Annotated in this window: 23 protein-coding genes and 1 tRNA gene; 16 read left to right on the forward strand and 8 right to left on the reverse strand. The window is 64.7% G+C overall.

Going from position 1 to position 24,675, the window contains the following annotated elements; genetic code table 11:
• Positions 1-46 precede the first annotated feature (46 nt).
• A complete protein-coding gene (locus L6D77_RS05735; protein ID WP_232883318.1) occupies positions 47-1,426 on the reverse strand; it encodes a sensor histidine kinase in 1,380 nt (459 codons plus the stop codon).
• Complete coding sequence (locus tag L6D77_RS05740; RefSeq protein ID WP_232883317.1) at positions 1,419-2,090, reverse strand: response regulator; 672 nt, start codon at positions 2,088-2,090, stop codon at positions 1,419-1,421. The genes L6D77_RS05735 and L6D77_RS05740 overlap by 8 nt, the downstream gene beginning before the upstream one ends.
• Before the next feature lie 200 nt (positions 2,091-2,290).
• Between L6D77_RS05740 and L6D77_RS05745 the strand changes: the two genes are divergently transcribed.
• The 5 genes from L6D77_RS05745 (at position 2,291) to L6D77_RS05765 (ending at position 7,767) form a co-directional block, all read left to right on the forward strand.
• Positions 2,291-3,580, forward strand: a complete 1,290-nt coding sequence (locus tag L6D77_RS05745; protein WP_232883316.1) for an OprD family porin — start codon at positions 2,291-2,293, stop codon at positions 3,578-3,580.
• 31 nt (positions 3,581-3,611) lie between these two features.
• Entirely contained in the window at positions 3,612-4,592 is a 981-nt protein-coding gene (locus L6D77_RS05750) for a Bug family tripartite tricarboxylate transporter substrate binding protein (RefSeq protein WP_232883315.1), read from the forward strand.
• 177 nt (positions 4,593-4,769) lie between these two features.
• Positions 4,770-5,228, forward strand: a complete 459-nt coding sequence (locus L6D77_RS05755) for a tripartite tricarboxylate transporter TctB family protein (protein ID WP_232883314.1) — start codon at positions 4,770-4,772, stop codon at positions 5,226-5,228.
• Between the two features lie 3 nt (positions 5,229-5,231).
• Positions 5,232-6,746 carry a tripartite tricarboxylate transporter permease gene (locus tag L6D77_RS05760; protein WP_110993779.1) on the forward strand — a complete coding sequence of 505 codons (1,515 nt, stop codon included), beginning with the start codon at positions 5,232-5,234 and terminating at the stop codon, positions 6,744-6,746.
• Positions 6,739-7,767, forward strand: a complete 1,029-nt coding sequence (locus L6D77_RS05765) for an AbrB family transcriptional regulator (RefSeq protein WP_232883313.1) — start codon at positions 6,739-6,741, stop codon at positions 7,765-7,767. The genes L6D77_RS05760 and L6D77_RS05765 overlap by 8 nt, the downstream gene beginning before the upstream one ends.
• Positions 7,768-7,892: 125 nt before the next feature.
• On the opposite strand, the gene ung is transcribed toward L6D77_RS05765, so the two are convergent.
• Entirely contained in the window at positions 7,893-8,585 is a 693-nt protein-coding gene (gene ung, locus L6D77_RS05770) for a uracil-DNA glycosylase (protein ID WP_232883312.1), read from the reverse strand.
• Between the two features lie 128 nt (positions 8,586-8,713).
• Here ung and L6D77_RS05775 point away from each other — a divergent pair, with 128 nt between their 5' ends.
• Entirely contained in the window at positions 8,714-9,820 is a 1,107-nt protein-coding gene (locus L6D77_RS05775) for an enoyl-CoA hydratase/isomerase family protein (protein WP_232883311.1), read from the forward strand.
• Positions 9,821-9,880: 60 nt separating this feature from the next.
• Here the strand turns inward: L6D77_RS05775 and L6D77_RS05780 are convergent, their stop codons facing one another.
• Positions 9,881-10,324 carry a hypothetical protein gene (locus L6D77_RS05780; RefSeq protein ID WP_232883310.1) on the reverse strand — a complete coding sequence of 148 codons (444 nt, stop codon included), beginning with the start codon at positions 10,322-10,324 and terminating at the stop codon, positions 9,881-9,883.
• A gap of 212 nt (positions 10,325-10,536) precedes the next feature.
• Between L6D77_RS05780 and L6D77_RS05785 the strand changes: the two genes are divergently transcribed.
• The 10 genes from L6D77_RS05785 to L6D77_RS05830 all read left to right on the forward strand — a co-directional run bounded on the left by L6D77_RS05785 (position 10,537) and on the right by L6D77_RS05830 (position 21,750).
• Positions 10,537-12,030, forward strand: coding sequence for a sensor domain-containing diguanylate cyclase (locus L6D77_RS05785; protein ID WP_232883309.1), 1,494 nt, complete (start codon positions 10,537-10,539; stop codon positions 12,028-12,030).
• Entirely contained in the window at positions 12,020-12,241 is a 222-nt protein-coding gene (locus tag L6D77_RS05790) for a cysteine-rich CWC family protein (protein WP_232883308.1), read from the forward strand. The genes L6D77_RS05785 and L6D77_RS05790 overlap by 11 nt, the downstream gene beginning before the upstream one ends.
• Positions 12,242-12,272: 31 nt before the next feature.
• Positions 12,273-12,965 carry a pseudouridine synthase gene (locus L6D77_RS05795; RefSeq protein WP_232883307.1) on the forward strand — a complete coding sequence of 231 codons (693 nt, stop codon included), beginning with the start codon at positions 12,273-12,275 and terminating at the stop codon, positions 12,963-12,965.
• Positions 12,966-13,412: 447 nt separating this feature from the next.
• The gene (locus L6D77_RS05800) at positions 13,413-14,297 is read left to right on the forward strand and encodes an alpha/beta fold hydrolase (RefSeq protein ID WP_232883306.1); all 885 of its coding nucleotides are present in this window, start codon (positions 13,413-13,415) and stop codon (positions 14,295-14,297) included.
• A gap of 115 nt (positions 14,298-14,412) precedes the next feature.
• Positions 14,413-14,486 (forward strand) — tRNA-Gly (locus tag L6D77_RS05805).
• Between the two features lie 205 nt (positions 14,487-14,691).
• Positions 14,692-16,392, forward strand: coding sequence for a SulP family inorganic anion transporter (locus L6D77_RS05810; protein WP_232882285.1), 1,701 nt, complete (start codon positions 14,692-14,694; stop codon positions 16,390-16,392).
• A gap of 105 nt (positions 16,393-16,497) precedes the next feature.
• Positions 16,498-17,517 (forward strand): DUF4917 family protein, encoded by a 1,020-nt coding sequence (locus tag L6D77_RS05815; RefSeq protein WP_232882284.1) that lies wholly within the window; start codon positions 16,498-16,500, stop codon positions 17,515-17,517.
• Between the two features lie 85 nt (positions 17,518-17,602).
• Complete coding sequence (locus L6D77_RS05820) at positions 17,603-18,136, forward strand: RNA polymerase sigma factor (protein ID WP_232882283.1); 534 nt, start codon at positions 17,603-17,605, stop codon at positions 18,134-18,136.
• Positions 18,133-19,080 (forward strand): FecR family protein, encoded by a 948-nt coding sequence (locus tag L6D77_RS05825; protein ID WP_232882282.1) that lies wholly within the window; start codon positions 18,133-18,135, stop codon positions 19,078-19,080. Before L6D77_RS05820 ends, L6D77_RS05825 begins: the two co-directional genes overlap by 4 nt.
• Positions 19,081-19,197: 117 nt before the next feature.
• Entirely contained in the window at positions 19,198-21,750 is a 2,553-nt protein-coding gene (locus L6D77_RS05830; RefSeq protein WP_232882281.1) for a TonB-dependent receptor, read from the forward strand.
• Between the two features lie 46 nt (positions 21,751-21,796).
• Here the strand turns inward: L6D77_RS05830 and L6D77_RS05835 are convergent, their stop codons facing one another.
• The 4 genes from L6D77_RS05835 to L6D77_RS05850 form a co-directional block, all read right to left on the reverse strand.
• Entirely contained in the window at positions 21,797-22,285 is a 489-nt protein-coding gene (locus L6D77_RS05835) for a helix-turn-helix transcriptional regulator (RefSeq protein WP_232882280.1), read from the reverse strand.
• Complete coding sequence (locus tag L6D77_RS05840) at positions 22,285-22,557, reverse strand: hypothetical protein (protein WP_232882279.1); 273 nt, start codon at positions 22,555-22,557, stop codon at positions 22,285-22,287. The genes L6D77_RS05835 and L6D77_RS05840 overlap by 1 nt, the downstream gene beginning before the upstream one ends.
• A gap of 168 nt (positions 22,558-22,725) precedes the next feature.
• Positions 22,726-23,946 carry a class I SAM-dependent methyltransferase gene (locus L6D77_RS05845; protein ID WP_232882278.1) on the reverse strand — a complete coding sequence of 407 codons (1,221 nt, stop codon included), beginning with the start codon at positions 23,944-23,946 and terminating at the stop codon, positions 22,726-22,728.
• Between the two features lie 99 nt (positions 23,947-24,045).
• Positions 24,046-24,654 (reverse strand): TPM domain-containing protein, encoded by a 609-nt coding sequence (locus tag L6D77_RS05850; protein ID WP_232882277.1) that lies wholly within the window; start codon positions 24,652-24,654, stop codon positions 24,046-24,048.
• Positions 24,655-24,675: the final 21 nt, after the last annotated feature.

Here is a 24,675-nt window from a genome sequence, read left to right on the forward strand (position 1 = left end):
TGGCTTGCCAGCGATTGGCCAGCGCGGACAACACAAATGCCAGGCATTAATCGGCGATAAAGCTCACCCGCACCTTCAACCCGCCCCGCTCGCCATCATGCAGGCTGATCTGCGCCAGGTGCGCCCGGCAGATCTCGCCGACGATGGCCAGGCCCAGCCCGCTGCCCTGCGCGCTGCGCCGGTAGAAACGCTCGAACACCCGCTCGCGCTCCGCCTCGGGAATCCCCGGCCCATCGTCCTCGACCTCCAGCACCGCCGGCGCCAGCACCCGCAGCACCACGTCGCCACCTTTCGGTGTATGGGCCAAAGCGTTATCCACCAGGTTGCTGAGCAACTCGTTGAGCAACGTCGGCTCGCCCCTGAGCCATACCGGTGCCTCGGCCTCAAGCGCCAGCGATACACCTCGGGCATGGGCCAGGGGGGCCATGGCCATGCCCAATTCGCGGGCCAGCTGGCTCAAGTCCAGGCGCTGGGCGCCACCTTCGGCGATGGCTCGCGCACCGTTTTCCACCCGTGCCAGCGACAGCAACTGGTTGGCCAGGTGGGTCAGTCGGTCAGTGCCCTGGGCGGCGGCGTCCAGGGTCTGGCGCCACTCTTCGGGGTCCTTCGAGCGCAAGCCCAACTCGACCCGCGCCTTGAGCGCCGCCAGCGGCGTACGCAGCTCGTGCGCAGCATCGGCGATGAACTGCGCCTGGCGCTCGAACTGTCCGCGTAAACGCTCGGTGAAGTGGTTGAGCGCCCGCACCAGCGGCCCAAGCTCGCGCTGCACCTGCACCACCGGCAAAGCCCGCAGGTCGTCCGGCTGACGCTCTTCCACCGCGCCACGCAGGCGCTCCAGCGGACGCAGTGCGGCGCTGACCGCGAACCACACCAGCACCAATGCGCCCAGCGCCAGCATGCCCAGGCGCAGCAGGGTGTCGGCCATCAGGCCACGGGCCATGCGTACCCGTGCCTCTTCGGTTTCGGCCACGCGGATTTCGGCCATGCCATTCATGTTCGGTTCGCTGACCGCCTTGAGCAGGCTGACCACCCGCACGTCCTGCCCCTGGTAAGTGGCGTCGTAGAAACGGGCAAGGGCCGGGTAGTCGTCGGTGCGCGGCGTGCCCGGCGGCGGTGGCGGCAGGTTTTCATAGCCCGAGATCAGCTTCTGGTGGATGTCCAGGACCTGGTAGTAGATACGCCCGGCGCTGTCGTAGGCGAAGGTATCGAGGGCCACGTAGGGCACATCGGCGCTGAGCGTGCCGTCGCGTTGCGAAAGCCCGGCGGCGATGGTGCGCGCCGAAGCCAGCAGGGTGCGGTCATAGGCGGTATCGGCGGCCTCACGGCCATTCCAGTAGGCACTCAGGCCGCTGGCCAGCATCAGCACCACCAGCAACAAGGCCAGGTTGCCCAGCAAGCGCCCGCGCAGGCTGCCGTTGTCACGCATCGCGGTGCTCGAGCAGGTAGCCCAGGCCACGGAAAGTGACGATGGCGACCGGGTGGCCATCGAGCTTCTTGCGCAGGCGATGAATGTAGATTTCGATGGCGTCGGGGCTGGCCTCTTCGTCCAGGCCGAATACCTGGGCCGCCAGCTGTTCCTTGCTCATCACCCGCCCCGGCCGGGCGATCAAGGCCTCCAGCACACTCTGTTCGCGCTGGGTGAGCGTCAGCGCTTCGCTGCCCAGGGAAAACCGCCGGGTATCGAGGTCGTAGACCAGTGGGCCACAACGCTGCTGGCGCTCACCGCCCAGTACGCTGCGGCGCAGCAACGCCTTGACCCGCGCCTCAAGCTCAGTCAGCTCGAAAGGCTTGGCCAGGTAATCGTCGGCGCCCAGGTTCAGGCCATGGACCCGATCCTTCACATCGCTGCGCGCGGTGAGCATCAGCACCGGCACGGTCTTGCCGCGCCCGCGCAGGCGCGCCAGCACCTCGAAGCCGTCCATGCGCGGCAGGCCGACATCGAGCACCGCCACGGCGTAGTCCTCGCTGGCCAACGCCAGGTCGGCGGCCACGCCGTCGTGCAGCACATCCACGGTCAGCCCCTGGCTCTTGAGGGCCTGGGCCACGCTTTCGGCCAGTTGCAGGTGGTCTTCGACCAGCAGCACACGCATCGGATTCTCCCAGCCCGGGCAGGGCTTTTTGCGCGGAGTGTACCGCCGTCATCGGGCCTGTGAAGCCCTGGCAGCAAACCTTTCACGCTGAAAGGTTAGCGAAAGGTTGATTGCCTAGCATCGCACCACGGTCGCCCCGCGCGCCGCCAAAAGCACCAGCAAGGTGCAATTTATAAGAACAATAATTGGAGTCACCGACGATGCTGTCCATGCAGCCGCAGGCGTTCGCGCCTTCCCGTTCGTTCGCCGCCCGCCCTTGTGCCCTCGCCAGCGCCGTCGCGCTTGCCGGTGTCGCCCCCCTGAGCCAGGCCGCCTTCTTCGAAGACAGCACGGCCACCTTCGAAACCCGCAACATGTACTTCAACCGCGACTTCCGCGACGGCACCAGCGCGCAGCAATCCAAGCGCGACGAATGGGCCCAGGGCTTCATGCTCAACTTCGAGTCCGGTTACACCGAAGGCACCGTGGGCTTTGGCCTGGATGCCCTGGGCATGCTCGGCGTGAAGCTCGACTCCAGCCCCGACCGCACCGGCACCGGCCTGTTGCCCACCCATGACGACGGCAAGGCGGCCGACGAGTACGCCAAGCTCGGCCTGACCGGCAAGGTGAAGGTGTCCAAGACCGAACTGAAAGTCGGCACCCTGATCCCCGAACTGCCCACCCTGCAGCCCAACGACGGGCGCATCCTGCCGCAGACTTTCGAAGGTGGCCTGGTCACCTCCAACGAGATCAAGGGCCTGACCTTCACAGGCGGGCGCCTGGACAAGGCCAAGGACCGCGACGACACCAACTGGGAAGACCTGGCGCTGAACAACAAGAACGGCCGCTTCGGTGGCAGCTTCAGCGCCGACAACCTCGACCTGGCGGGCCTGGACTACAAGTTCACCGACCGCATCACCGGCAGCTACCACTTCGCCCAGCTCGACGACATCTACCGCCAGCACTTCATCGGCATGGTCGCCACCCAGCCCTGGGGCCCTGGCACCTTCGGCGCCGACCTGCGCCTGGCGGTGAGCGACGAGGCCGGCCAGGCCAAGGCCGGGCGCATCGACAACACCACCTTCAGCGGCATGCTCAGCTATGGCCTGGGCGGGCACAAGCTCAGCGCCGGCTGGCAGCAACTGAGCGGTGACAGCGCCTTCCCCTACGTCGACGGCGCCGACCCCTACCTCGTCAACTTCGTGCAGATCAACGACTTCGCCGGCGCCGACGAGCGCTCCTGGCAGGCGCGCTACGACTACAACTTCGCAGCCCTGGGCGTGCCCGGCCTGACCTTCATGACCCGCTACATCAACGGCGACAACGTCAGCCGCGCCGCCGGTGGCGAGGGCAAGGAGTGGGAACGCAACACCGAACTCAAGTACGTGGTACAAAGCGGCCCGTTGAAGAACGTCGCCGTGCGCCTGCGCAACGCCACCTTCCGCTCCAACTTCACCCGCGACGCGGACGAGGTGCGGCTGCTGGTGAGCTACAGCGTAGCTCTGTGGTAACCCATAACAACAACGCTCACGGAGATAGACGATGACCTTTTCACTGCGCCGCCTCGCCCTCGCAACCGGCTGCCTGCTGCTGGCCGGCAATGCCCTGGCCGCCGAACCGAAACGCCCCGAATGCATCGCCCCGGCTTCGCCCGGCGGCGGTTTCGACCTGACCTGCAAGCTGGTGCAGAGCGCCCTGGTGGAGGAAAAGATCCTCAGCAAACCGATGCGCGTGACCTACATGCCCGGCGGTGTTGGCGCGGTAGCCTATAACGCCGTGGTAGCCCAGCGCCCGGCCGACGCCGGTACGCTGGTGGCCTGGTCCAGCGGCTCGCTGCTCAACCTGGCCCAGGGCAAGTTCGGCCGCTTCGACGAGAACGCGGTGAAATGGCTGGCGGCGGTCGGCACCAGCTACGGTGCCATCGCAGTGAAGAGCGACTCGCCCTACAAGACCCTAGACGACCTGGTTGCGGCCCTGAAGAAAGACCCAAGCAAGGTGGTGATCGGCTCCGGCGGCACCGTCGGCAGCCAGGACTGGATGCAGACCGCCTTGATCGCCAAGGCCGCCGGCATCAACCCGCGCGACCTGCGCTACGTGGCCCTGGAAGGCGGCGGCGAAATCGCCACCGCGCTGCTTGGCGGCCATATCCAGGTCGGCTCCACCGATATCTCCGACTCCATGCCGCATATCCAGAGCGGCAACATGCGCATCCTCGCGGTGTTCTCCGAGAAGCGCCTGGACGAGCCGGAAATGAAAGACATCCCCACCGCCAAGGAGCAGGGCTACGACATCGTCTGGCCGGTGGTGCGCGGTTTCTACCTGGGGCCGAAGGTCAGCGACGAGGACTACGCCTGGTGGAAAGCCTCGTTCGACAAGATGCTCGCCTCGGAAGACTTCGCCAAGCTGCGCGACCAGCGCGAGCTGTTCCCGTTCGCCATGACCGGCGAAGAGCTGGACGGCTATGTGAAGAAGCAGGTGGCCGATTACAAGGCACTGGCTCGTGAGTTCGGGTTGATCCAGTAACGAGCAAGCGACTCGATCCCTGTGTAGGAGCGGCCTTGTGCCGCGAAAGGGCCGCATCGCGGCCCCAGGACTTGCGCGGCGACGCATAGATCGCTGGGGCTGCTGTGCAGCCCTATCGCGGCACAAGGCCGCTCCTACAGGGTCCGCGTAATGCCAATCACCACCGAGGATTCTCCCATGATCCTGCAACGCCTCTTCGCCCTGGTCCTGCTGGCGCTATGCGCCGCCCTGGCCGTGATGGCCTGGCCCTACCAGGCCGCGTTTTCCTATGAACCGGTGGGCCCGCGCGCCTACCCGCTGCTGATGCTCGGCCTGATGGGCCTGGGCCTGCTGTACCTGGCCATCCGCCCCACACCCATCGTACGCAAGGACGACGAGCCTGAGCTGGACCGCGAAACCCTGATCAAGATCGCCGCCTGTGTCGGCCTGCTGATCGTCTTCGCCAGCACCTTCGAAGCCCTGGGCTTCATCCTCAGCGCCGTGCTGGTGGGCATCCCCATGGCCCGCCTGTACGGCGGCCGCTGGTTGCACAGCGCCCTCGTGGTGGTGGGCATGAGCGTGCTCCTCTACTGGCTGTTCGACCGCGTGATGGACGTGCCCCTGCCCCTTGGCCTGCTGAGCGTACTGGAGAACTGACACATGGATACCTTGAGCTATCTTGGCCAGGGCTTCGGCGTCGCGCTGAGCCCGTACAACCTGGTCACCGCCCTCACCGGCACCCTGATCGGCACCGTGGTCGGCCTGCTGCCGGGCCTGGGCCCGATCAACGGCGTGGCCCTGCTGATCCCCATCGCCTTCGCCCTCGGCCTGCCGCCGGAGTCGGCGTTGATCCTGCTGGCCGCCGTCTACCTGGGCTGCGAATACGGCGGGCGCATCAGTTCGATCCTGCTGAACATCCCCGGTGAAGCCTCCACCGTGATGACCACCCTCGACGGCTACCCCATGGCCCGCCAGGGCCTGGCCGGTGTGGCGCTGTCGCTATCGGCCTGGAGTTCGTTCATCGGCGCGTTCATCGCCACCTGCGGCATGGTGCTGTTCGCCCCGCTGCTGGCGAAATGGGCGATCGCCTTCGGCCCGGCGGAGTACTTCGTGCTGATGGTGTTCGCCATCGTCGCCCTCGGCGGCATGGCTGGCGACAAGCCGTTGAAGACCTTCATTGCCGCGCTGATCGGCCTGTTCCTGTCGGCGGTGGGTATCGATGCCAACAGCGGCGTGTACCGCTTCACCGGCGACAGCGTGCACCTGGCCGACGGCATCCAGTTCGTGGTGCTGGTACTGGGGCTGTTCTCGATCAGCGAGATCCTGCTGCTGCTGGAGAAGACCCACCATGGCCACGTGGCGGTCAAGGCCACCGGGCGCATGCTGTTCAACCTCAAGGAAGCGGCGTCGGTGTTCGCCGTGAACATCCGCTGTGGCCTGCTCGGTTTCTTCATGGGTGTGCTGCCGGGTGCCGGCGCGACCCTGGCCAGTGCCGTGGCCTACATGACCGAAAAACGCATGGCCGGTGAAAAAGGCAAGTTCGGCAAGGGCGACGCCCGTGGCCTGGCCGCCCCGGAAACCGCCATCGGCGCCTCCTGCTGTGGCGCCCTGGTGCCGATGCTGACCCTGGGCGTACCGGGCTCGGGCACCACTGCGGTAATGATTGGCGCGCTGACCCTGTACAACATCACCCCGGGCCCGCTGCTGTTCGAACAGCAACCAGACATCGTCTGGGGCCTGATCGCCTCGCTGTTCATCGCCAACATCATGCTGGTGATCCTGAACATCCCGATGATCCGCATCTTCACCCGCATCCTCGCCGTGCCGAACTGGGCGCTGGTGCCGGTGATCGCGATCATCACCGCGATCGGCGTGTACGCCGTGCATGCCACCACCTTCGACCTGTTCCTGATGGTCGGCATCGGCATCATGGGCTACATCCTGCGCAAGCTGGACTTCCCGCTGTCGCCGATCCTGCTGGGCTTCATCCTCGGCGGGCTGATGGAGCAGAACCTGCGCCGCGCGCTGTCGATCTCCAACGGCGAGCTGGGCATCCTCTGGTCGAGCCCGATCAGCATGTCGGTCTGGGTACTGACGGTGTTGATGCTGACCCTGCCGCTGCTGCGCATCTGGCGCAAGCGTGCCCAACAGCGCCGGGCGATGGCGGATGCCTGACCGCGGTCTACCCCTGTTCTGGGCCACCGGGCTGGTCGGTCTTGCTGGCGGTTATGCCGCCAGCAAGGTCGGCTGGCCTTTGCCGTGGATGGTCGGCGCGTTGCTGGCGATCATCCTGGTGCGCTGCCTGACCCCCTGGCAGTTGAGCGAGATCCCCAATGGTCGCAAATGCGGGCAGTGGATCATCGGTGTCGGTATCGGCCTGCACTTCACCCCGGCGGTGATCGAGCAGGTTGCCGAGCACTTTGCGCTGATCTTCTTCGGCGCGCTGTTCACCACGCTGTCCAGCGTGATCAGCGTGTGGCTGCTGCGGCGTACCGGCGAAGACCGCGCCACGGCGTTCTTTGCCAGCATGCCGGGCGGCTCGGGGGAGATGGTCAACCTGGGCGCACGCAACGGCGCGGTACTCAGCCAGGTGGCAGCAGCGCAAAGTTTACGGGTGCTGGCGGTGGTGCTGTGCGTGCCGGCGCTGTTCAAGCTGTTGCTGGGTGATGGGGTGGCGCTTAACCACGCCGGCAGTGTCAGTTGGGGCTGGCTGGCCCTGATCGCGCCGCTGGCCGTGGTGGTCGCGCTACTTTGGCAACGGTTGCGCCAGCCCAACCCCTGGTTGTTCGGGCCGTTGCTGGTGGCCGCGAGCGTAAGCCTGGCCGGTAACCTGCAGATTGGTTTGCCCAATGGCGCCAGCCAGATCGGCCAGTGGCTGATCGGCAGCGGCCTGGCGTGCCATTTCAACCGCGCGTTTTTCCGCCGGGCGCCGTCGTTTCTCGGGCGGACCTTGCTGGCCACGGCACTGTGCATGCTGGTTGCAGCTGGCGCGGCCTGGGCATTGAGCCTGCTCACCCACCTGGACCTGCGTTCGCTGACCCTGGGGATGATGCCGGGGGGGATTGCCGAGATGAGCCTGACGGCCGAGACGCTGCAGCTTTCGGTGCCGTTGGTGACGGCGCTGCAGGTAATGCGGTTGTTGTTCGTGCTGTTTCTGGCTGAGCCGTTGTACAGGCGCTGGAACGCCAGCCCGTAATACCGAATCGCCTTCTTCGCGGGCAAGCCCGCTCCCACAGGTACAGCGCTACTCTCAGATTTCACGCGCTACTTGTGGGAGCGGCGGTTCGCCGTCGCGACTTGCCCGCGAAGAGGCCTACTCGGTCACAGCGGCGGCAACGCCCAATTGATCGGTGCCATCCCACGCTGCTCGAGGAAGCCATTGGCCCGGCTGAAATGCCCGCAGCCGAAGAACCCGCGATACGCCGACAACGGCGACGGGTGCACCGACTTCAGTACCAGGTGTTTGCTGGCGTCGATCAGCTTCTGCTTGCTCTGGGCATGCGCCCCCCACAGCAGGAACACCACGTTCGGGCACTGCTCGCTAACCACCTGGATGACCCGGTCGGTAAAGAACTCCCAGCCCTTCTTGGCATGCGAGGCGGCATTGGCCCGCTCCACGGTCATGGTGGTGTTGAGCAGCAGCACCCCCTGCTCGGCCCAGCTCTGCAGGTAGCCGTGGCTGGGGATCGGCAGGTTGAGGTCGCGCTGCAGCTCTTTATAGATGTTGACCAGCGACGGCGGCGTGGGCACGCCCGGCTGCACCGAGAAACACAGGCCGTGGGCCTGGCCGGGGCCGTGGTACGGGTCCTGGCCGAGAATCACCACTTTCACCTGCTCCAGCGGCGTGGAGTTCAGGGCGTTGAAAATCAGCGGCCCTGGTGGGTAGATCTCCTTGCCCGCGGCGTATTCACCCTTCAGGAACTCACGCAGCTGGTGCATGTAGGGCTGGTCGAACTCGGCGCGCAACGCGGCCTTCCAGCTGGGTTCGAGTTTGATGCGGTCGTCGTCGGTCATGGGGCCATCCAGAAGCAAAGTGGCGCGACACTAGGAAAGCCGCGCCGGCTTGTCAATCGATCCGACCGACGACCGGCAGCATCGGCACGGCGGGCCATACTGGTGGGATGACTTGCGCGAGGTAGTCCATGTCCATTCAATGCGAGGTACTCACCGGCGCCGATGGCGCCCGCATCGGCATCGCCAGCCTGGATGCACCCAAGGCGCTCAATGCGCTGACCCTGCCGATGATAGAGGTGCTCGACCAGCACCTGCACGCCTGGGCCAGCGACCCCGGCATCGTCTGCGTGATGCTGCGCGGCAACGGGCCCAAAGCCTTCTGCGCCGGGGGCGACGTGCGCGCGCTGGTGCAAGCCTGCCGCGAACACCCCGGCAGCATACCGCCGCTGGCTGCTAACTTCTTCGCCAGCGAATACCGCCTCGACCACCGCCTGCACACCTACCCCAAGCCCCTGCTGTGCTGGGGCCATGGGCATGTGCTCGGCGGTGGCATGGGGCTGCTGCAAGGCGCGGGTGTGCGCATCGTCACCCCCAGCAGCCGCCTGGCCATGCCCGAGATCAGCATCGGCCTGTACCCGGATGTCGGCGCCAGCTGGTTCCTTTCCCGCCTGCCCGGCAAGCTCGGCCTGTTCCTCGGCCTCACCGGCGCGCCGATCAATGCCCGAGACGCCCTGGACCTTGGCCTGGCCGACCGCTTTCTTGGCGAGCATCAACAAGAAGCGCTGGTGGAAGAGCTGTTGCAACTGAACTGGCAGGAACAGACTGACCTGCAGCTCAACAGCCTGCTCAAGGCCGAACAGCACCGGGCATGCGCCGAACTGCCCCAAGGTCAATGGCTGGCGCGCCGGGCAGTGATCGACGAAGTGCTCGATGTGGCCGACCCTGTGGCGGCCTGGCGGGCGCTGGCCGGGCTGGCCCGACACAGCGACCCTTTGCTGGCCGCGGCTGGCCAGCGCCTGCATGAGGGTTGCCCGCTAACCGCGCACCTGGTGTGGGAGCAGATCCGTCGGGCCCGCTACCTGTCGCTGGCGCAGGTGTTCCAGATGGAATACACCCTGAGCCTGAACTGCTGCCGTCACCCCGAGTTCAGCGAAGGGGTGCGGGCCAGGTTGCTGGACAAGGACAACACCCCGCACTGGCACTGGCCAGACGTGGCGCAAGTGCCCGCGGCGGTGGTGGCGGCGCATTTCACCAAGGCCTGGGAGGGCCGACACCCGCTGGCTGATCTGGCCTAGCAGCATCACAGGGCAAGTCGGTACGGCACACCGACTTGCCCTGTGATGGCCCATTGTTCCTCAACGCTGCCAGTTGCGATCCCCACCCCGCCCACCGTCCGGGCCACGATCACGGTTGCCCTGCCCATTGGAGTGCCAGCGATCCCCTCGCCCGCCACGGTTGTCGTTGCGGTAGTCCTGCCGATCCCGGTCCCGCCCATAGTCATAACGCTGGCGATTGCCGTAGTCATTGCGCGGGTTGCCGTGCCAGCTGGGCTGCATGCCGGGTGCCGGATAGGGCCGGTACTGCGGCACCGGTGCCGGCCGGTAGTAACGCGGTGCAGGCTGGTAGTAGTAACGCGGTTGCGGGGCAACATAGTAGCGGTCCTGGCGGTAATAGCCGGGGTACACGTAGCGGTCGCTGGTGTAGTAGTCACTGCGGTAATAGCCGTCGCTCTCGTAGTAGGGGGCGCAGGCGGAGGTCAGCAGTCCGAGCAGGACAATGATCAGGATTCGTGGGTACATGGCGGCCTCCTGGACCGCAGGGGTGCCCGACACAGCGGCGCTGGCGAGCGTCGACGACGATGCGTTGATCGACACTGCATAAGACAGTCCGGCCAGGGTTCAGTGCCATTTCTGCAACAAATTGAAACATCCCGTATAACCCTGAAAAACATGCAGTCATTTTTCGGTCATCTCACTAGAATGTCGCCACCGGCACACATCATGGGACGATCATGCCCTCGCCTTCCGCCCTGTTCTCGCAACGCTCGCTGATCTTCACCCTGCTGCTGTTGCTGGGCTGCGGCTTCCTCGCCACCTCGCTGCTGAGCTACTACGCCTCGCGCGGGGCGATCCGCGACGGCATCGTCAACACCGAGCTGCCGCTGACCTCCGACACCGTCTATTCGGAAATCCAGAAAGACCTGATCCGCCCGGTGCTGATCTCGTCGATGATGGCCCAGGACACCTTCCTGCGGGACTGGCTGCTGGGCGGCGAACAGGACCCCACCCGCATCACCCGCTACCTGGGCGAAGTGATGGGCAGCCAGGGCACCTTCACCAGCTTTCTGGTTTCCGAACGCAGCCGCACCTATTACCAGGCCAAAGGTGTACTCAAACAGGTGAAGGCCGATACCTGGCGCGATGCCTGGTATTTCCGCCTGCGCCAGGCCAGCGTGCCCTACGAGATCAACGTCGATGTGGACATGGCCAACCAGGACAAGCTCACGGTGTTCATCAACTACCGCGTGCTCGACTACCAGCAACGTTTCATCGGTGCCGTGGGCGTGGGGTTGAGCGTCGAGTCAGTGGTACGCCTGATCGATGACTACCAGCGCCGCTACCAGCGCTCGGTGATGTTCACCGACGCCCAGGGCAAGGTACTGCTGACCGGTTCTGATGGCGGCCCCCATGGCCTTCGCGCAGGGCAGCAGCTAAGTGACAGCAGCCAGTGGCAGGACCTGCTGGCGCGCATGCCGACCCCTGCCGCCGGCAGCCACGAGTATTACGACAACGACGGCCACAGCCACTTCCTGAATGTGCGCCCGCTGCCCGAACTGGACTGGTACCTGCTGGTGGACAAGCGCGAGACCGGTGCCCTGGACCGTATCCGCCAGTCGCTGTACCTGAACCTGGCGATCTGCACCATGATCACCCTGGTGGTGCTGTCGCTGCTCAACGCCATGATCAAGCGCCACCAGGACAACGCCGAGGCCCTGGCCACCCTCGACAGCCTCACCGGCCTGCCCAACCGGCGCAGCTTCGACCTGCTGGCCGGCCAGGCGCTGGCCGAAGCACAGCGCATCAGCGCACCGCTGGTCGCCCTGTTGATCGACCTCGACCATTTCAAGGCACTCAACGACACCCACGGCCACCTGGCCGGCGACGAAGTGCTGCGCCAGTTCGCCAACGTGCTGCAGGGCAGCCTGCGCCAGTCCGATATACTCTGCCGCTGGGGCGGCGAGGAGTTCATCGTGCTGCTGCGCGAAACCGAAGGGCGCCAGGCCGTCGAAGTGGCCGAAAAGATCCGCCGGCGCACCGAACAGCTGATCTTCAGTTATGCCGACCAACCGCTGCGCCTGACCGTCAGCATCGGCCTCGCCGGCCTGCAGCGCGACGACAGCCTGCACAGCCTGTTGAGCCGCGCCGACCACGCGCTTTATCGTGCCAAACAAGGCGGACGCAACCGCGTCTGCAGCCAGATGCCCGGACCCGACCATGACCAGTGACCAGCACTGCCCCGCCTGCGGCGCCGCCAACCAGTGCGGCCTGGCCAACCCGGCCAGCGCCACCCAAGGTTGCTGGTGCTTCGGTGTGAGCATCGACCCGGCCATTATCGAAGCCCTGCCTGCCGAACTGCGCAACCAGGCCTGCCTGTGCCCACGTTGCGCGAAGGTGGACGAGCAACTCAAGGCAGCGCAATCACGGGCGATCCGCTAGACTGCGCGCCGATCTGCCGCGACCTGCCGCCATGCGCCTCGACCGTTTCCTCGCCAACCAGCCCTGCCTCAACCGCCAGCAAGTGCGCCTGCTGCTGGTGCAGCGGCGTGTGCGCGTGGATGGTGTGACCACCGCCGACCCCCTGCATGAGGTACGCGAGTTCAGCCGTGTCGAGGTGGACGAGCAACTGCTGCAGGCCGGCCGCCCGGCGCGCTACCTGATGCTGCACAAGCCCATGGGTTGCGTGAGCGCCACCAGCGACCCGCAGCACCGCACCGTGCTCGACCTGCTGCCAGCCGCCTGGCGCGACGACCTGCACATTGCCGGGCGCCTGGACTACAACACCACCGGCCTGCTGATCCTGACCAACGACGGCCAGTGGTCGCGCCGCCTGACCCAGCCACAGACCAAGCTGGCCAAGGTTTACCACGTACAGACCGAGGACGAGATCGGCGCCCACTACGTCGAGAAGTTTCGCCAAGGCTTCTATTTCGCCTTCGAGGACCTCACCACCCAGCCCGCGCAGTTGGACATCCTCGGCCCCCGCGAAGCGCGGCTGGCGATCGTCGAAGGGCGCTATCACCAGGTCAAACGCATGTTCGGCCACTTTCAGAACAAAGTGGTGGGGCTGCACCGGGAAAGCATGGGGATGATCGAACTGGACCCGGCCTTGTTGCCGGGTGAATACAGGGACCTTTCTGCCGCGGAAATCGCCTGTTTCTGAACAGCTGCGATGGCTCTGGACAGGCGTTTTTCGCGCAAACGATTGGGTAGCCCCGGCACGTTTCCACTACACCGACCGCCCAGCGGTTTCCTGCAAAAAATCCCCGGAAAGTCACTTGCGCGATCAGTAGTCCGCTGCTTGACTGCCAACTTGTCGGTCCGCCTGTGACTTACCGGTCACAAGTGCAGTCCAAGACACCTTTTTGCCGGCCACCCAGGGTCTCGACACCGTGGGGCACGGCAAATCGCCCGCTACAACAATACCGTCGACACACGCGTCAGGGATCGACACAAGGGCCTACCGGTTTTCTTCCAGGCAAATGCCTACCTGTCATAAAGCACGTGCACCCTAACGGCCTGCGCGGTTGATTCGAACGCGAGTTCACGAACCAGCCATGCAGACCAAAAGGTGACGCGAATACCCTTTTTTGCGCCAGGAGTCGATGACATGAGGCCAGAAATTGCTGTACTTGATATCCAAGGTCAGTACCGGGTTTACACGGAGTTCCATCGCGCGCAAGGCGCCGAAAAGACCATCATCCTGATCAACGGATCATTGGCCACGACGGCATCCTTTGCACAGACAGTGCGCAACCTGCACCCGCATTTCAACGTAGTGCTGTACGACCAGCCCTATGCCGGCAAGTCCAAGCCCCACAACCGCCAGGAACGGCTGATCACCAAGGAGACCGAGGCGCACATCCTCCTCGAGCTGATCGAGCACTTCCACGCCGACCACGTGATGTCGTTCTCCTGGGGCGGTGCCTGCGCCCTGCTGGCGCTGGCGCACCAGCCACGGTTGGTGAAGAAGGCCATCGTCAGTTCGTTCTCGCCGGTGATCAACGAACCGATGCGCGACTACCTGGAGCGCGGTTGCCAGTTCCTGGCCGCCTGCGACCGCTACCAGGTGGGCAACCTGGTCAACGACACCATCGGCAAATACCTGCCATCGCTGTTCAAGCGCTTCAACTACCGGCATGTCAGCAGCCTGGACAGCCACGAGTACGCGCAGATGCACTTCCACATCAACCAGGTGCTCGATCACGACCTGGAGCGGGCGCTGAAGGCCGCGCGCAACATCGACATCCCGGTGCTGTTCATCAACGGCGACCGTGACGAGTACACCACCGTCGAAGATGCGCGGCAGTTCAGCAAACATGTGGGGCAAAGCCACTTCAGCGTGATCCGCGAAGCCGGCCACTTCCTCGACATGGAGCACAAGAGCGCCTGTGAGGATACCCGCTCGGTCATGCTCGGCTTCCTCAAGCCGACCGTGCGCGAGTCCCGTCAACGCTACACCCACACGCAGGGGCAGCATGCACTGGCCATCTAAACGCGTACCGGCACCTGCATGCCTGGCTTATCCGCGGGCAGCAGGCTGCCGACAGCCTTTTATGACATTGGGCTATTAATTGGCTGGGGGTTATGGTAAAAAGTCGGGCGCAAACGCGGGTATAGTTTAGTGGCAAAACGAAAGCTTCCCAAGCTTTAGTTGAGGGTTCGATTCCCTCTACCCGCTCCAACATCGCATTCCCCGCATGACGTTCCAGCAACGTCATCGCTGTCAAAAGGAGCCTTGGCTCCTTTTTTCGTTTCTGCAGCCTTCGTTTCTGTACCATCCATTGATCTGGCCCATGGCCATCCCGTGCCCGATTGGCTTCAATGCCCGGTGCTGCCCAGCACGCAAAAGCACCTACGCTTTCTGAAACATTTCCAAAGGACTGCACATGTTTCTCTCCCGCTGGCTACCGGGCCTGGCCAACCTGCTGCACTACCGTCGCGAGTGGTTCCACGACGACCTGCAGGCAGGCCTGTCGGTGGCCGCGATCCAGATTCCCATCGCCATCGCCTATGCCCAGATCGTCGGCTTACCGCCGCAATACGGTTTGTATGCCTGCGTGCTGCCGATGATGGTCTATGCCTTGATCGGCAGTTCGCGTCAGTTGATGGTCGGGCCCGATGCCGCTACCTGCGCCATGATCGGCGGCGCCGTGGCCCCATTGGCCATGGGTGACCCGCAGCGCATCGCTGAACTGTCGGTGATCGTCACCGTGCTGGTGGGCGTGATGCTGATCGCCGCCGGGGTGGCGCGCGCCGGCTTCATCGCCAGCTTCTTCTCGCGGCCGATCCTGATCGGCTACCTCAACGGCATCGGCCTCAGCCTACTCGCCGGGCAACTCTCCAAAGTCGTGGGGTTCAAGATCGAGGGCGACGGATTCATCCTCAGCTTGATCAACTTCCTGCAGCGGCTGGGCGAGATCCACTGGTTGACGCTGTCGATCGGCTTGGCCGGGCTGGCATTGCTGATCTGGTTGCCGCGGCAGTTCCCCCGTGTACCGGCGGCGCTGGTGACGGTGGTGGTGTTCACCGCCCTGGCCGGGCTGCTCGGCCTGGACCGTTACGGCGTGGCGGTCCTTGGCCCGGTACCGGCGGGTATTCCGCAGCTGGCCTGGCCACAAAGCAACCTGGCGGAAACCAAGAGCCTGCTGCGTGACGCCCTGGGTATTGCCACCATCAGTTTCTGCAGCGCCATGCTCACCGCCCGCAGCTTCGCCGCCCGGCATGGCTATGCGATCAACGCCAACCATGAATTCGTCGCCCTTGGCGTGAGCAACCTGGCCGCCGGTATTTCCCAAGGCTTCGCCATCAGCGGTGCCGACTCGCGCACCGCGGTCAACGACATGGTCGGCGGCAAGAGCCAGCTGGTGGGCATCATCGCCGCGCTGGTGATTGCCCTGATCCTGCTGTTCTTCACCGCGCCCATGGCCTGGATCCCGCAAGCGGCGCTGGGCGCGGTGCTGTTGATGGCCGGCTGGGGGCTGATCGACATCAAGTCGCTCAAGACCATCCGCAAGCTCAGCCGCTTCGAATTCTGGCTGTGCCTGCTGACCACGGCCGGTGTGCTGGGGCTGGGTGTGCTGCCGGGCATCGTGTTTGCCGTGACCCTGGCCATCCTGCGCCTGCTCTACAGCATCTACCAGCCCACCGACGCCGTGCTCGGCTGGCTACCGGGCGTCGAGGGGCAGGTGGACGTGCGCCAGCACAAGGACGCCCGCACCGTGCCGGGCCTGGTGGTGTACCGCTTCGACGACGCGATCCTGTTCTTCAACGCCGACTACTTCAAGATGCGCCTGCTCGACGCCGTGCAAAGCGTGGACAAAGCGCAAGCGGTGCTGTTCGACGCCGAAGCCGTGACCAGTATCGACGTCAGCGGCATCGCCGCCCTGCGCGAGGTGCGCGACACCCTCTCGGCCCAGGGCATCCATTTCGCCATCGCCCGTGCCCGCGGCACCTTCCTGCGCATGCTGGTGCGCTCGGGGATGGCACGGGAAATGGAGGACAAGTTGCTGTTTGGTTCGGTGCGGGCAGGGATTCGGGCGTACCGGGTGTGGCGGAACAGGACGAGCAAGGCGCCCGCTGGCGAATAGAGTATTGATGTTCAGTGGCCCCCACCCCTTGGCTCAGCAAGCCTCGCACAAGCCGCATGACATGCTAAAGTCGCCGCGTTTTGAGCCACGCCCAACGGACTGCCCATGCCCGCACTCGACGCCCACCTGCCCGCCTGGGCCGACCTCAACCAACGCCACCCGTGCACCGCCCTGCTGCTGGGCAACGGTGCCAGCCGGGCGCTGTGGAAGCCGTTCGGCTACTTCTCGCTGTACGAAGAAGCCCAGCGTGCCGGCCGCAAGAAAGGCCTGGGCGTCAGCGACCAGGCATTGTTCAAGTCACTCGACAGCGAACTGTTCGAGCCGCTGCTGAGCACCCTGAACCACACCGTGCGCGCCAACGCCGCGCTGGCCATCAACTCCACGGCGCCGCTCAACCGCTACTACTCGATCAAGGAAGCCCTGATCCACGCCGTGCGCAGCGTGCACCTGCCTTGGGCGCTGATGCCCGCAGCCACCCTGACGGCGATCAACCAGGCGCTACGCGGTTATCGCAGCGTGTACACCAGCAACTATGACCTGATACTGCCGTGGGCCGTGCAACAGGCCCCGCAAGGCTTCGCCGCGCTGTTCGACGAACAAGGCTTCTTCGACGTGCGCCGCACCCGCAGCGAAGGCACCCGGGTGATGCACCTGCATGGCGGCTTGCACCTGCTCAAGCTGCCGGACGGCACTACCCGCCAACGCAGCGCCGAATGCGCAGAATTGCTGGACGGATTCGCCGTCAACATTCCCGGCGAGGTGCCGCTGTTCGTCAACGAGGCCCGCAGCGACGAGAAACTGCGCGCCATCCGCAACTCGGACTACCTGTCCTGGTGCCTGGGGCAACTGGCCGGCGAGGCCGAGGGGATCTGCCTGTTCGGCCAGCATCTGGATGCCAGCGACCAACACCTGCTCGACGCTGTCCGCCACGCTCGCCCGAACCATTTGGCGATCGCCGTCAGGCCGCTTAACGAGGCATCCATCATCAACCAGAAGCAGCATTTTATTAATCGCTTCGCCGATTTTACTGGTACTTCGCTGCACTTTTTCGACGCATCCAGCCATCCGCTGGGGCTGCTCGAATTGGCGATCGCGGTGCCTCCGGAGCGAAACAAGCGGCAATGAGCCAGCGGCGGGCAGCACTTTGCAAATGTAAATAATTATCGATAAGATCCGCACCCTTTCCCCTGGCCAGCCCCGGAAAGCGTGCATGCAGCGCCTGAAACCCGACCCTTTCGCCCAGGAAACCTGTCGTGGTTTCTATGCCGAGATCCTGCACTTCCTGCGCAAGCGCATGGACAATGCCAGCGATGCCGCGGACATGACCCAGGATGTGTTCGCCCAATGGCTGGGTTACCGTGAACGGGCTAAGGTGGAGCAGCCCCGCGCCTTCCTGTTCCAGGTGGCGCGCAACCTGCTCAGTGATCACTGGCGCCGGCAAAAGGTTCGCCACGCCGTGCTGGAAGACGACGCCTCGATCGACGAACAGGCCCAGCCCGGCAACGACCCGCTGGACCACGCGCAACACCAGCAGCGGCTGGCACAATTGCGCCAGGCACTTGGCGAACTCTCGCCGCGGCGCCGGCAAGCCCTTATGCTGCATCGCTTCGAGGGCCTGACCCAGGCCGAGATTGCCGAACGCATGAACATTTCCGTCAGCATGGTCGAGAAACACATCGCCGCCGCCCTGCTGCAGTGCAAGCAACATCTGGACAGTAAGACCGGCACGGAGCAGTCCCCATGACCCCTACTGACGAATTCGACCCAAACCTGGTCGACACGCAGGCGGCAAGCTGGTTCAGCCGCAACCGCAACACACCGTCCAAGGGTGAGCGCGACGCCTTTGCCCAGTGGATGCAGACTGCCGAGCATGCCCGCGCCTACCGCCAGTTCGAGCAACTGTGGGATGACCTGGCAACGCTCAAGCAAGCCAGCCGCCCCGTGCCCCTACCGGCGCAACGCGCCACGCCCTTGCGCCCGGCCCTTGCGGCAGCGGCGGCGTTGGTGTGCATGCTGCTCGTGGGCAACCCCGGTGCGGGCAGCGCCGCCCTCAGCCAGCACATCGCCGCCAGCCAGGGCATGCAGAACCTGCACTTGCCCGACGGCAGCCAGTTGTACGTCAATGCCCATACCCGGCTGCGCCTGGACTTCAACGCCGAGCGGCGGGTGATCCACCTGGACCACGGCCAGCTGTACATCGAGGTTGCCGCCGACAAGGAGCGCCCTTTGTTCGTCGATGCCGGCAGCGCCCGCGTGCGGGTAGTCGGGACCGGCTTCGACCTGCGGCGTGGCGAGCGCGAACTGGAAGTGCGCGTCGCCCACGGCCAGGTTGCATTCGAAGCACTCGGTGAACGCCACGCGCCTTTGCTGCTGAGCGCCCAGCAGGGTGCCACCTACGACCTGGCCCGCGGCACCCTTGCGCAGCAAGCGCTGAGCGAACAGCCCATTGCCGATTGGCGCAACGGCCAGGTGAGCTTTCGCAACCGCGAGCTGGCCAGCCTGATCGACGAGCTGAGCCTGTACCGCGAGCAGCCGGTGCTGCTCGCGGATCCAGCCTTGGGCCGCTACAAGGTCTCTGGCAACCTCGACGTGCATGACCCGGACGCGCTGCTCAATGCGCTGCCGGCCCTGTTGCCAGTGAAAAACACACTGTTGGCCGACGGTCGGCTGCGCATCGAGCGTCGGTAAAAATAATTTGAGAATTTTTATCATTCGCAGGTGAGGTTTTTTCGCAACGCCACGTCTTCCTCCCCGCCTGCCCCATGACGGCAGGTTTTTTCGGCCTTTTGCCATTTGGGGGAATTCATGTTGTCCGCGTTGCGTCCGTTGCACCACCTGCCCGCCCGTCCTACCCTGCTTGCCCTGTGCCTGGCCATGAGCCTGGGCGCCCAGGCTGCGCCGATGCCCGTCGACCTACCCGCCCAGCCACTGGCACGCTCACTGAGCCAACTGGCGCAACAGGCCAAGGTGCAATTGCTGTTCGACGAAGCGCAGCTGGGCACAGCCCTGGCCCCGGCGCTGAAGGGCGACTTCGAGGCCGAGGCGGCCATCGCCCGACTGCTGGTCGGCAGCCGTTTCAACGTGGTACGCATGGGCAATACCTTCGTGGTTCGCCTGCGTGAAGACGCCCCCAGTGCCGACAACAGCATTCAGCTTGGCGCCCTGAGCATCGTCGGTGACGGGCAACAGGTCGACGCCAGCAGCGTCGGGCGCTCGACCCTCGACCAGGAACAGATCGACCGTTACCAGCCAAGCAATATCCCCAGCGTGCTGGCGACCCTGCCTGGGGTGAACATGGGCGGCTCGGCCAAGCCCGGCGGCCAGACCATCAACATCTGGGGCCTGGGCGATGCCGAAGACGTGCCGATGACCGTCGACGGTGCGACCAAGAGCGGCTTCGAGCGCTACCAGCAAGGCACCATCTTCATCGAACCCGAGCTGATCAAGCACATCGAGGTAGAAAAGGGCCCGCACTCGGTCAAGACCGGCAACGGCGGCTTTGGCGGCAGCGTCAACATGGAAACCAAGGATGCCAGCGACCTGCTGCAGGAAGGCCGCAACAGCGGCGCCATGGTCAAGTATGGCTACGCCAGCAACGACCATCAGCAGATCTACAGCTCGGCCCTGTTCGGCCGCACCGAGGATGGCCGCATCGATGGCCTGGTGTATTTCACCAAACGTGACGGCGGCAACCTGAAGATGGCCGACAGCCTGCCCGATCCGACCGGCCGCTGGCCGATCAACCCGCAGCGCTTGCCCTACAGTGCTCTGGACCTGGATGGCGCATTGCTCAAGACCAACATCCACTTCACCGACGAGCACAGCCTGGGGCTTTCCTGGTCGCGCGCGCAGAGCGAGCGCTGGACCACCTTTGCCGCCACTGCCTTCCCCGCGCCGCCTTCGGCGGCGGACATCAAGAAATACGGTTACGAAGGTGCGCTCAAGCGCTTCCTGGCCAACCGCGAAACCGTCGACACCACCTGGTCGGCCACTTACAAGTATCAGCCGATCGACAACCCCTGGGTCGACTTGCAGGTCAAATACTCCGAGTCCGACACCCGGCAAACCGACGAGCGTGATGCCACCGCGTTCTTCCAGCCCTCCACCGGTGGCCGCAAGATGGACACCGAGTACCAGGACCGCACGCTCGAAGTGAAGAACACCAGCACTTTCCTCACCGGCCCACTGGAGCACGCACTTACCGGCGCAGTGCAGGTGCGCCGCCACGATCGCGATACGCAGATGTGGATGCCCGGCAAGAGTTATGAAGTGCCCAAATACAACTACGGCAACTACCAGCCGTACTTCATGCCCAGCGGCCAGGTCGACAGCCAGGGCTACTATCTGCAGGACGCCATCACGCTAGGCGACCTGACTGTCACTCCGTCGCTGCGCTACGACCACGTCACCAATCGTGGCAAACCCAACGACGCACCCTACTACAACAATCCGGCGGCCGGGCATGACTACAGCGCCAAGACCTACAGCGGCTGGTCGCCGCGCCTGTCGCTGTTCTGGAAGATGACCGAGCAGACCGCGCTGTTCGCCGACTACAGCAAGACCTGGCGCGCTCCGGTGCTGGACGAGCAGTACGAGGTACAGGGACTGGGCAGCCGCACCGCCACCAGCCGCGACCTGGACCCCGAGCGCATCACCGGTATACGTGTCGGCAGCATCAGCAACTTCAACAATGTGTTCACCCAGGGCGACAGCGCGCAGATCCGCACTACCCTGTTCCAGAACAAGATCACCAACGAGATCTTCAAGGCCACTGGCATCGGTTGCCAGCAACAGATGGTCACCGGCGGAAACATCTCCGATACCTGTGGCAACGGCCTGATGGGCAACTACCGCAACATCGGTGACGCCAACTACAAAGGCTTCGAGATCGAAAGTTTCTACGACGCCACCTATATGTTCGGCGCGCTGTCGTATGCCTGGATGGAGGGCCGTCACGAGGGCGCCTACACCAACCCCTGGGGGCCAGATGTATGGGCCAAGGATGTGCCGGCGCCCAAATGGATCGCCACCCTGGGCGTGAAGATCCCCGCCTGGGACGCCCGGATTGGCTGGACCGCGCAATTCGTGGGGGCCACCCACCACCTGCCAAGCGACAAGTATTTCGATGGCCCGGCCAGTGCGCTGGGTGACCGCTACTACGACAACTTCGGCAACGAAAAATACGAGCTGCACGGCTTGTTCGCCAACTGGAAGCCGCAGCAGCGCTACCTGAAAGGTACAGAGGTCAACCTGACCGTGGACAACCTGTTCAACAAAGCGATTCGTCCGGAGCTGTCGGGAGAAAACGCGTACACCGTGGGGCGCAACGCCAAGGTCAGCGTAACGCGGTTCTTCTGATGGGGGGCGAAACCCTCACGAGCCATTGCGCGAGGGTTTGTGCTGCTTACTCGGCCAACCGCTGGTAGGCGCTGGCGACGTTTACGCGCATTGCTGCAAAGGCCAGGTCCAGGATGGTCTGGGCCACGGGATAGGTCCCGCGCGCCTGCATCCAGGCCAGGACATCGGCCAGGTGCCAGAGCGCCGTGCTGCCGTCATGCACCGGCGCCGGGAAGCTGCGGTAGTGGGCCAGCATCAGTTTGCGCATGTTCTGCCGCGACACGCCCACCAGCTGTGCCACATCGGTCAGGCCGACCAGGTCGGGTGTGGCTTCGATCAGCTGGGCCTGCGGCACAATGCGCTGCACATCGGCCAGGGCACTTTGCAGGGCTTCAAGGGCAGAGTCGGCCTGCCGCGCAAAGGCCAACGCCAGCCGGCCTGGCTGACCGATGCCGACCACTGCGTCATCGCAACCGCCCTGCCCCAGGCGCTCGACCAGGGCGTCGAGGTCTTCGTCGCCGGCCAGTTGGTATTTAAGGGTGAATTCGTATTCCATCACTTAGGCTCCGGATTCGCAGGGGTGTGCGGGCGCGCCGATGTGCAGTTGTCCACCACGCGCCGCAGCATGCGGGCAAAAGTGCCAGGGTTTCTGGGCGTGCTCCACACACTGGTGATGCAGAACTCGCCACAGCGGCAATCGCGATCGTTCAAGGGGCAGTAGATGCGCCCCCAGCAATGGCCACCGCCCACCGTGACTCGCCAACCCTGCGCCTCGGCGTGTTTCAGGGTGTGTTCAACTTCCTTGTTGGGGTGAGCGGGTCGGGCCATTGGCTGGGCTCCAGTATGGGCAAGAGAAAATGGTTGTCAATCGACAACCTAAAGTTGCCGACGAACGTTTCTCAAGCCAGCCTAGGCCCGCTTTGGTCGTTCAAAATGCCGAAGCGGCGTTACCGGAGATGTCCTATTAGAAACAGCGAAACTGACGCGCCTGGCAGGTCACCCGGCAATCAACCCATCCGCGCGCAACAGGCTTTCCAGGCAATGCTCGCGCACCCCGTAGAACGCCTTGAGCTCGGCGATTTTTTCCAGCAGTGCGGCATTGTCCTGCGCCTGGCGACGCTTGACCGCAAGGATCATCTTGTTCTTGTTGGTGTGCTCCAACGAGATGAACTCGAAGACCTTGGTCTCATAGCCGCAGGCTTCGAGGTACAGCGCGCGCAGGCTGTCGGTGAGCATCTCGGCCTGCTGGCCCAGGTGCAGGCCGTACTGCAGCATCGGCTGCAGCAACCCTGGGCTGTGCAATTGCGGGCGGATCTGCTTGTGGCAGCACGGCGAGCACATGATGATCGCCGCGTTGCAGCGGATGCCGGTGTGGATGGCATAGTCGGTGGCGATGTCACAGGCATGCAGGGCGATCATCACCTCGATGGCCTCCGGCACCACACTGCGCACGTCGCCGCATTCGAACACCAGCCCCGAGTGCTCCAGGCGCGCAGCAGCGGCGTTGCACAGCTCGACCATGTCCGGGCGTAGCTCTACGCCGGTGACCTCTGCCTCACGCCCAAGGGTGTTGCGCAGGTAGTCGTGCATGGCGAAGGTCAGGTAGCCCTTGCCCGAGCCAAAGTCGGCTACCCGCAGCACCTGTTCGGCAGCCACCGGCGCGCTGGCCAGGGCGTGGTCGAAGACCTCGATGAACTTGTTGATCTGCTTCCACTTGCGCGACATCGACGGGATCAACGCGCCTTGCGCGTCGGTCACCCCTAGGTCGCGCAGGAAGGGCCGCGACAGTTCCAGATAGCGCTTCTTCTCGCGGTCATGCCCACCTGCCGCCGCTTCTCGGGGAGCCTGTTGGGCCAGGTGACGGCGCAACATCGGCTTGCCCTTCTTGCTGAACTCCAGTTGCACTTCACCCTCACCGGTGAACAGGTGAGCGTTGCGAAAGCTCTCCGGCAGCAGCTCGGCCACCAGTGCCTGCGCCTGGCCCAATGGCAGGTTGCGGGTGATGTCGCGGGTCTGGTGGCGGTAGACCAGTTGCAGGCAGGCCTCGCCCTTGAGCTGCACCAGTTTGGCGATGATCCGCTGCAGGGTCTGGTCGGCCCCCACGTGGCGGGCCAGCACCAGCTTGGCCAGGCTGCCATCGGCCAGGGCATCGGCCAGCAGGCTCAGGAACTGGGCGCGCGCATCCGGCGCGGTGGGGGCGGAAGTAGTCGACGACATGGGGAGCGGGTGCCTCGGAATGCGGGGAGCGCGTTGCGCAATGCCGCGCATTCTACGTCGCTGACCGCCCATCGCGAAGGTTTTCGCGATGGGCGCGGTTCAATCGAGGATCACCAGGCGGTTGGGCAACTCGTTGCGCGCGTGGGTGGGCGGCACGTGTTCGCTGAGCAGTTCGCCACAGGCCTCGATGCAGTCGACGAAACCTTGCAAGGTATGGCCCTGGCAGACCTGCTCGGTAAACCGCGCGACGATCGCTTCGCGGGCCTGGGGCGGCAGGTGCCGGGCGATCCCCTCGTCGACCAGGATCTCGACATGCCGCTCGGCCTCGCTGACGAAGATCAGCACCCCGGTGGCCCCAGCGGTGCGCTGCAGATTGAGCTCAAGAAACTGCTGCCGGGCAAGCCCGGAAGCGCGTCGACGGCGCAGGATCGCCGGCACCACCCAGGCGGCCAGGCGTGGATGGCGCAACAACAGGCACAAGGTAACGAAGGTGAGCATCTGCGCCAGCAACAGGCCGTTGAGGCCGATCCCGCCCTGCCAGCGGTGCAGCAGCAGCGGGATGACCAGCGCCAGCAGCGCGGCCCAGAGCAGGGGTAAATAGGGGTAGTCGTCGGCGCGGCGCGCCAGCACGGTCACCAGCTCCGCGTCGGTGCGCCGCTCGACGCGTGCGATCGCCTCGGCGATCTGGCGCTGTTCGTATTCGGTCATGCCATCGTCTCTCGAGCGTTC

Origin of the sequence: Pseudomonas parasichuanensis (assembly GCF_021601385.1) — a bacterium.
Classification (GTDB): domain Bacteria; phylum Pseudomonadota; class Gammaproteobacteria; order Pseudomonadales; family Pseudomonadaceae; genus Aquipseudomonas; species Aquipseudomonas parasichuanensis.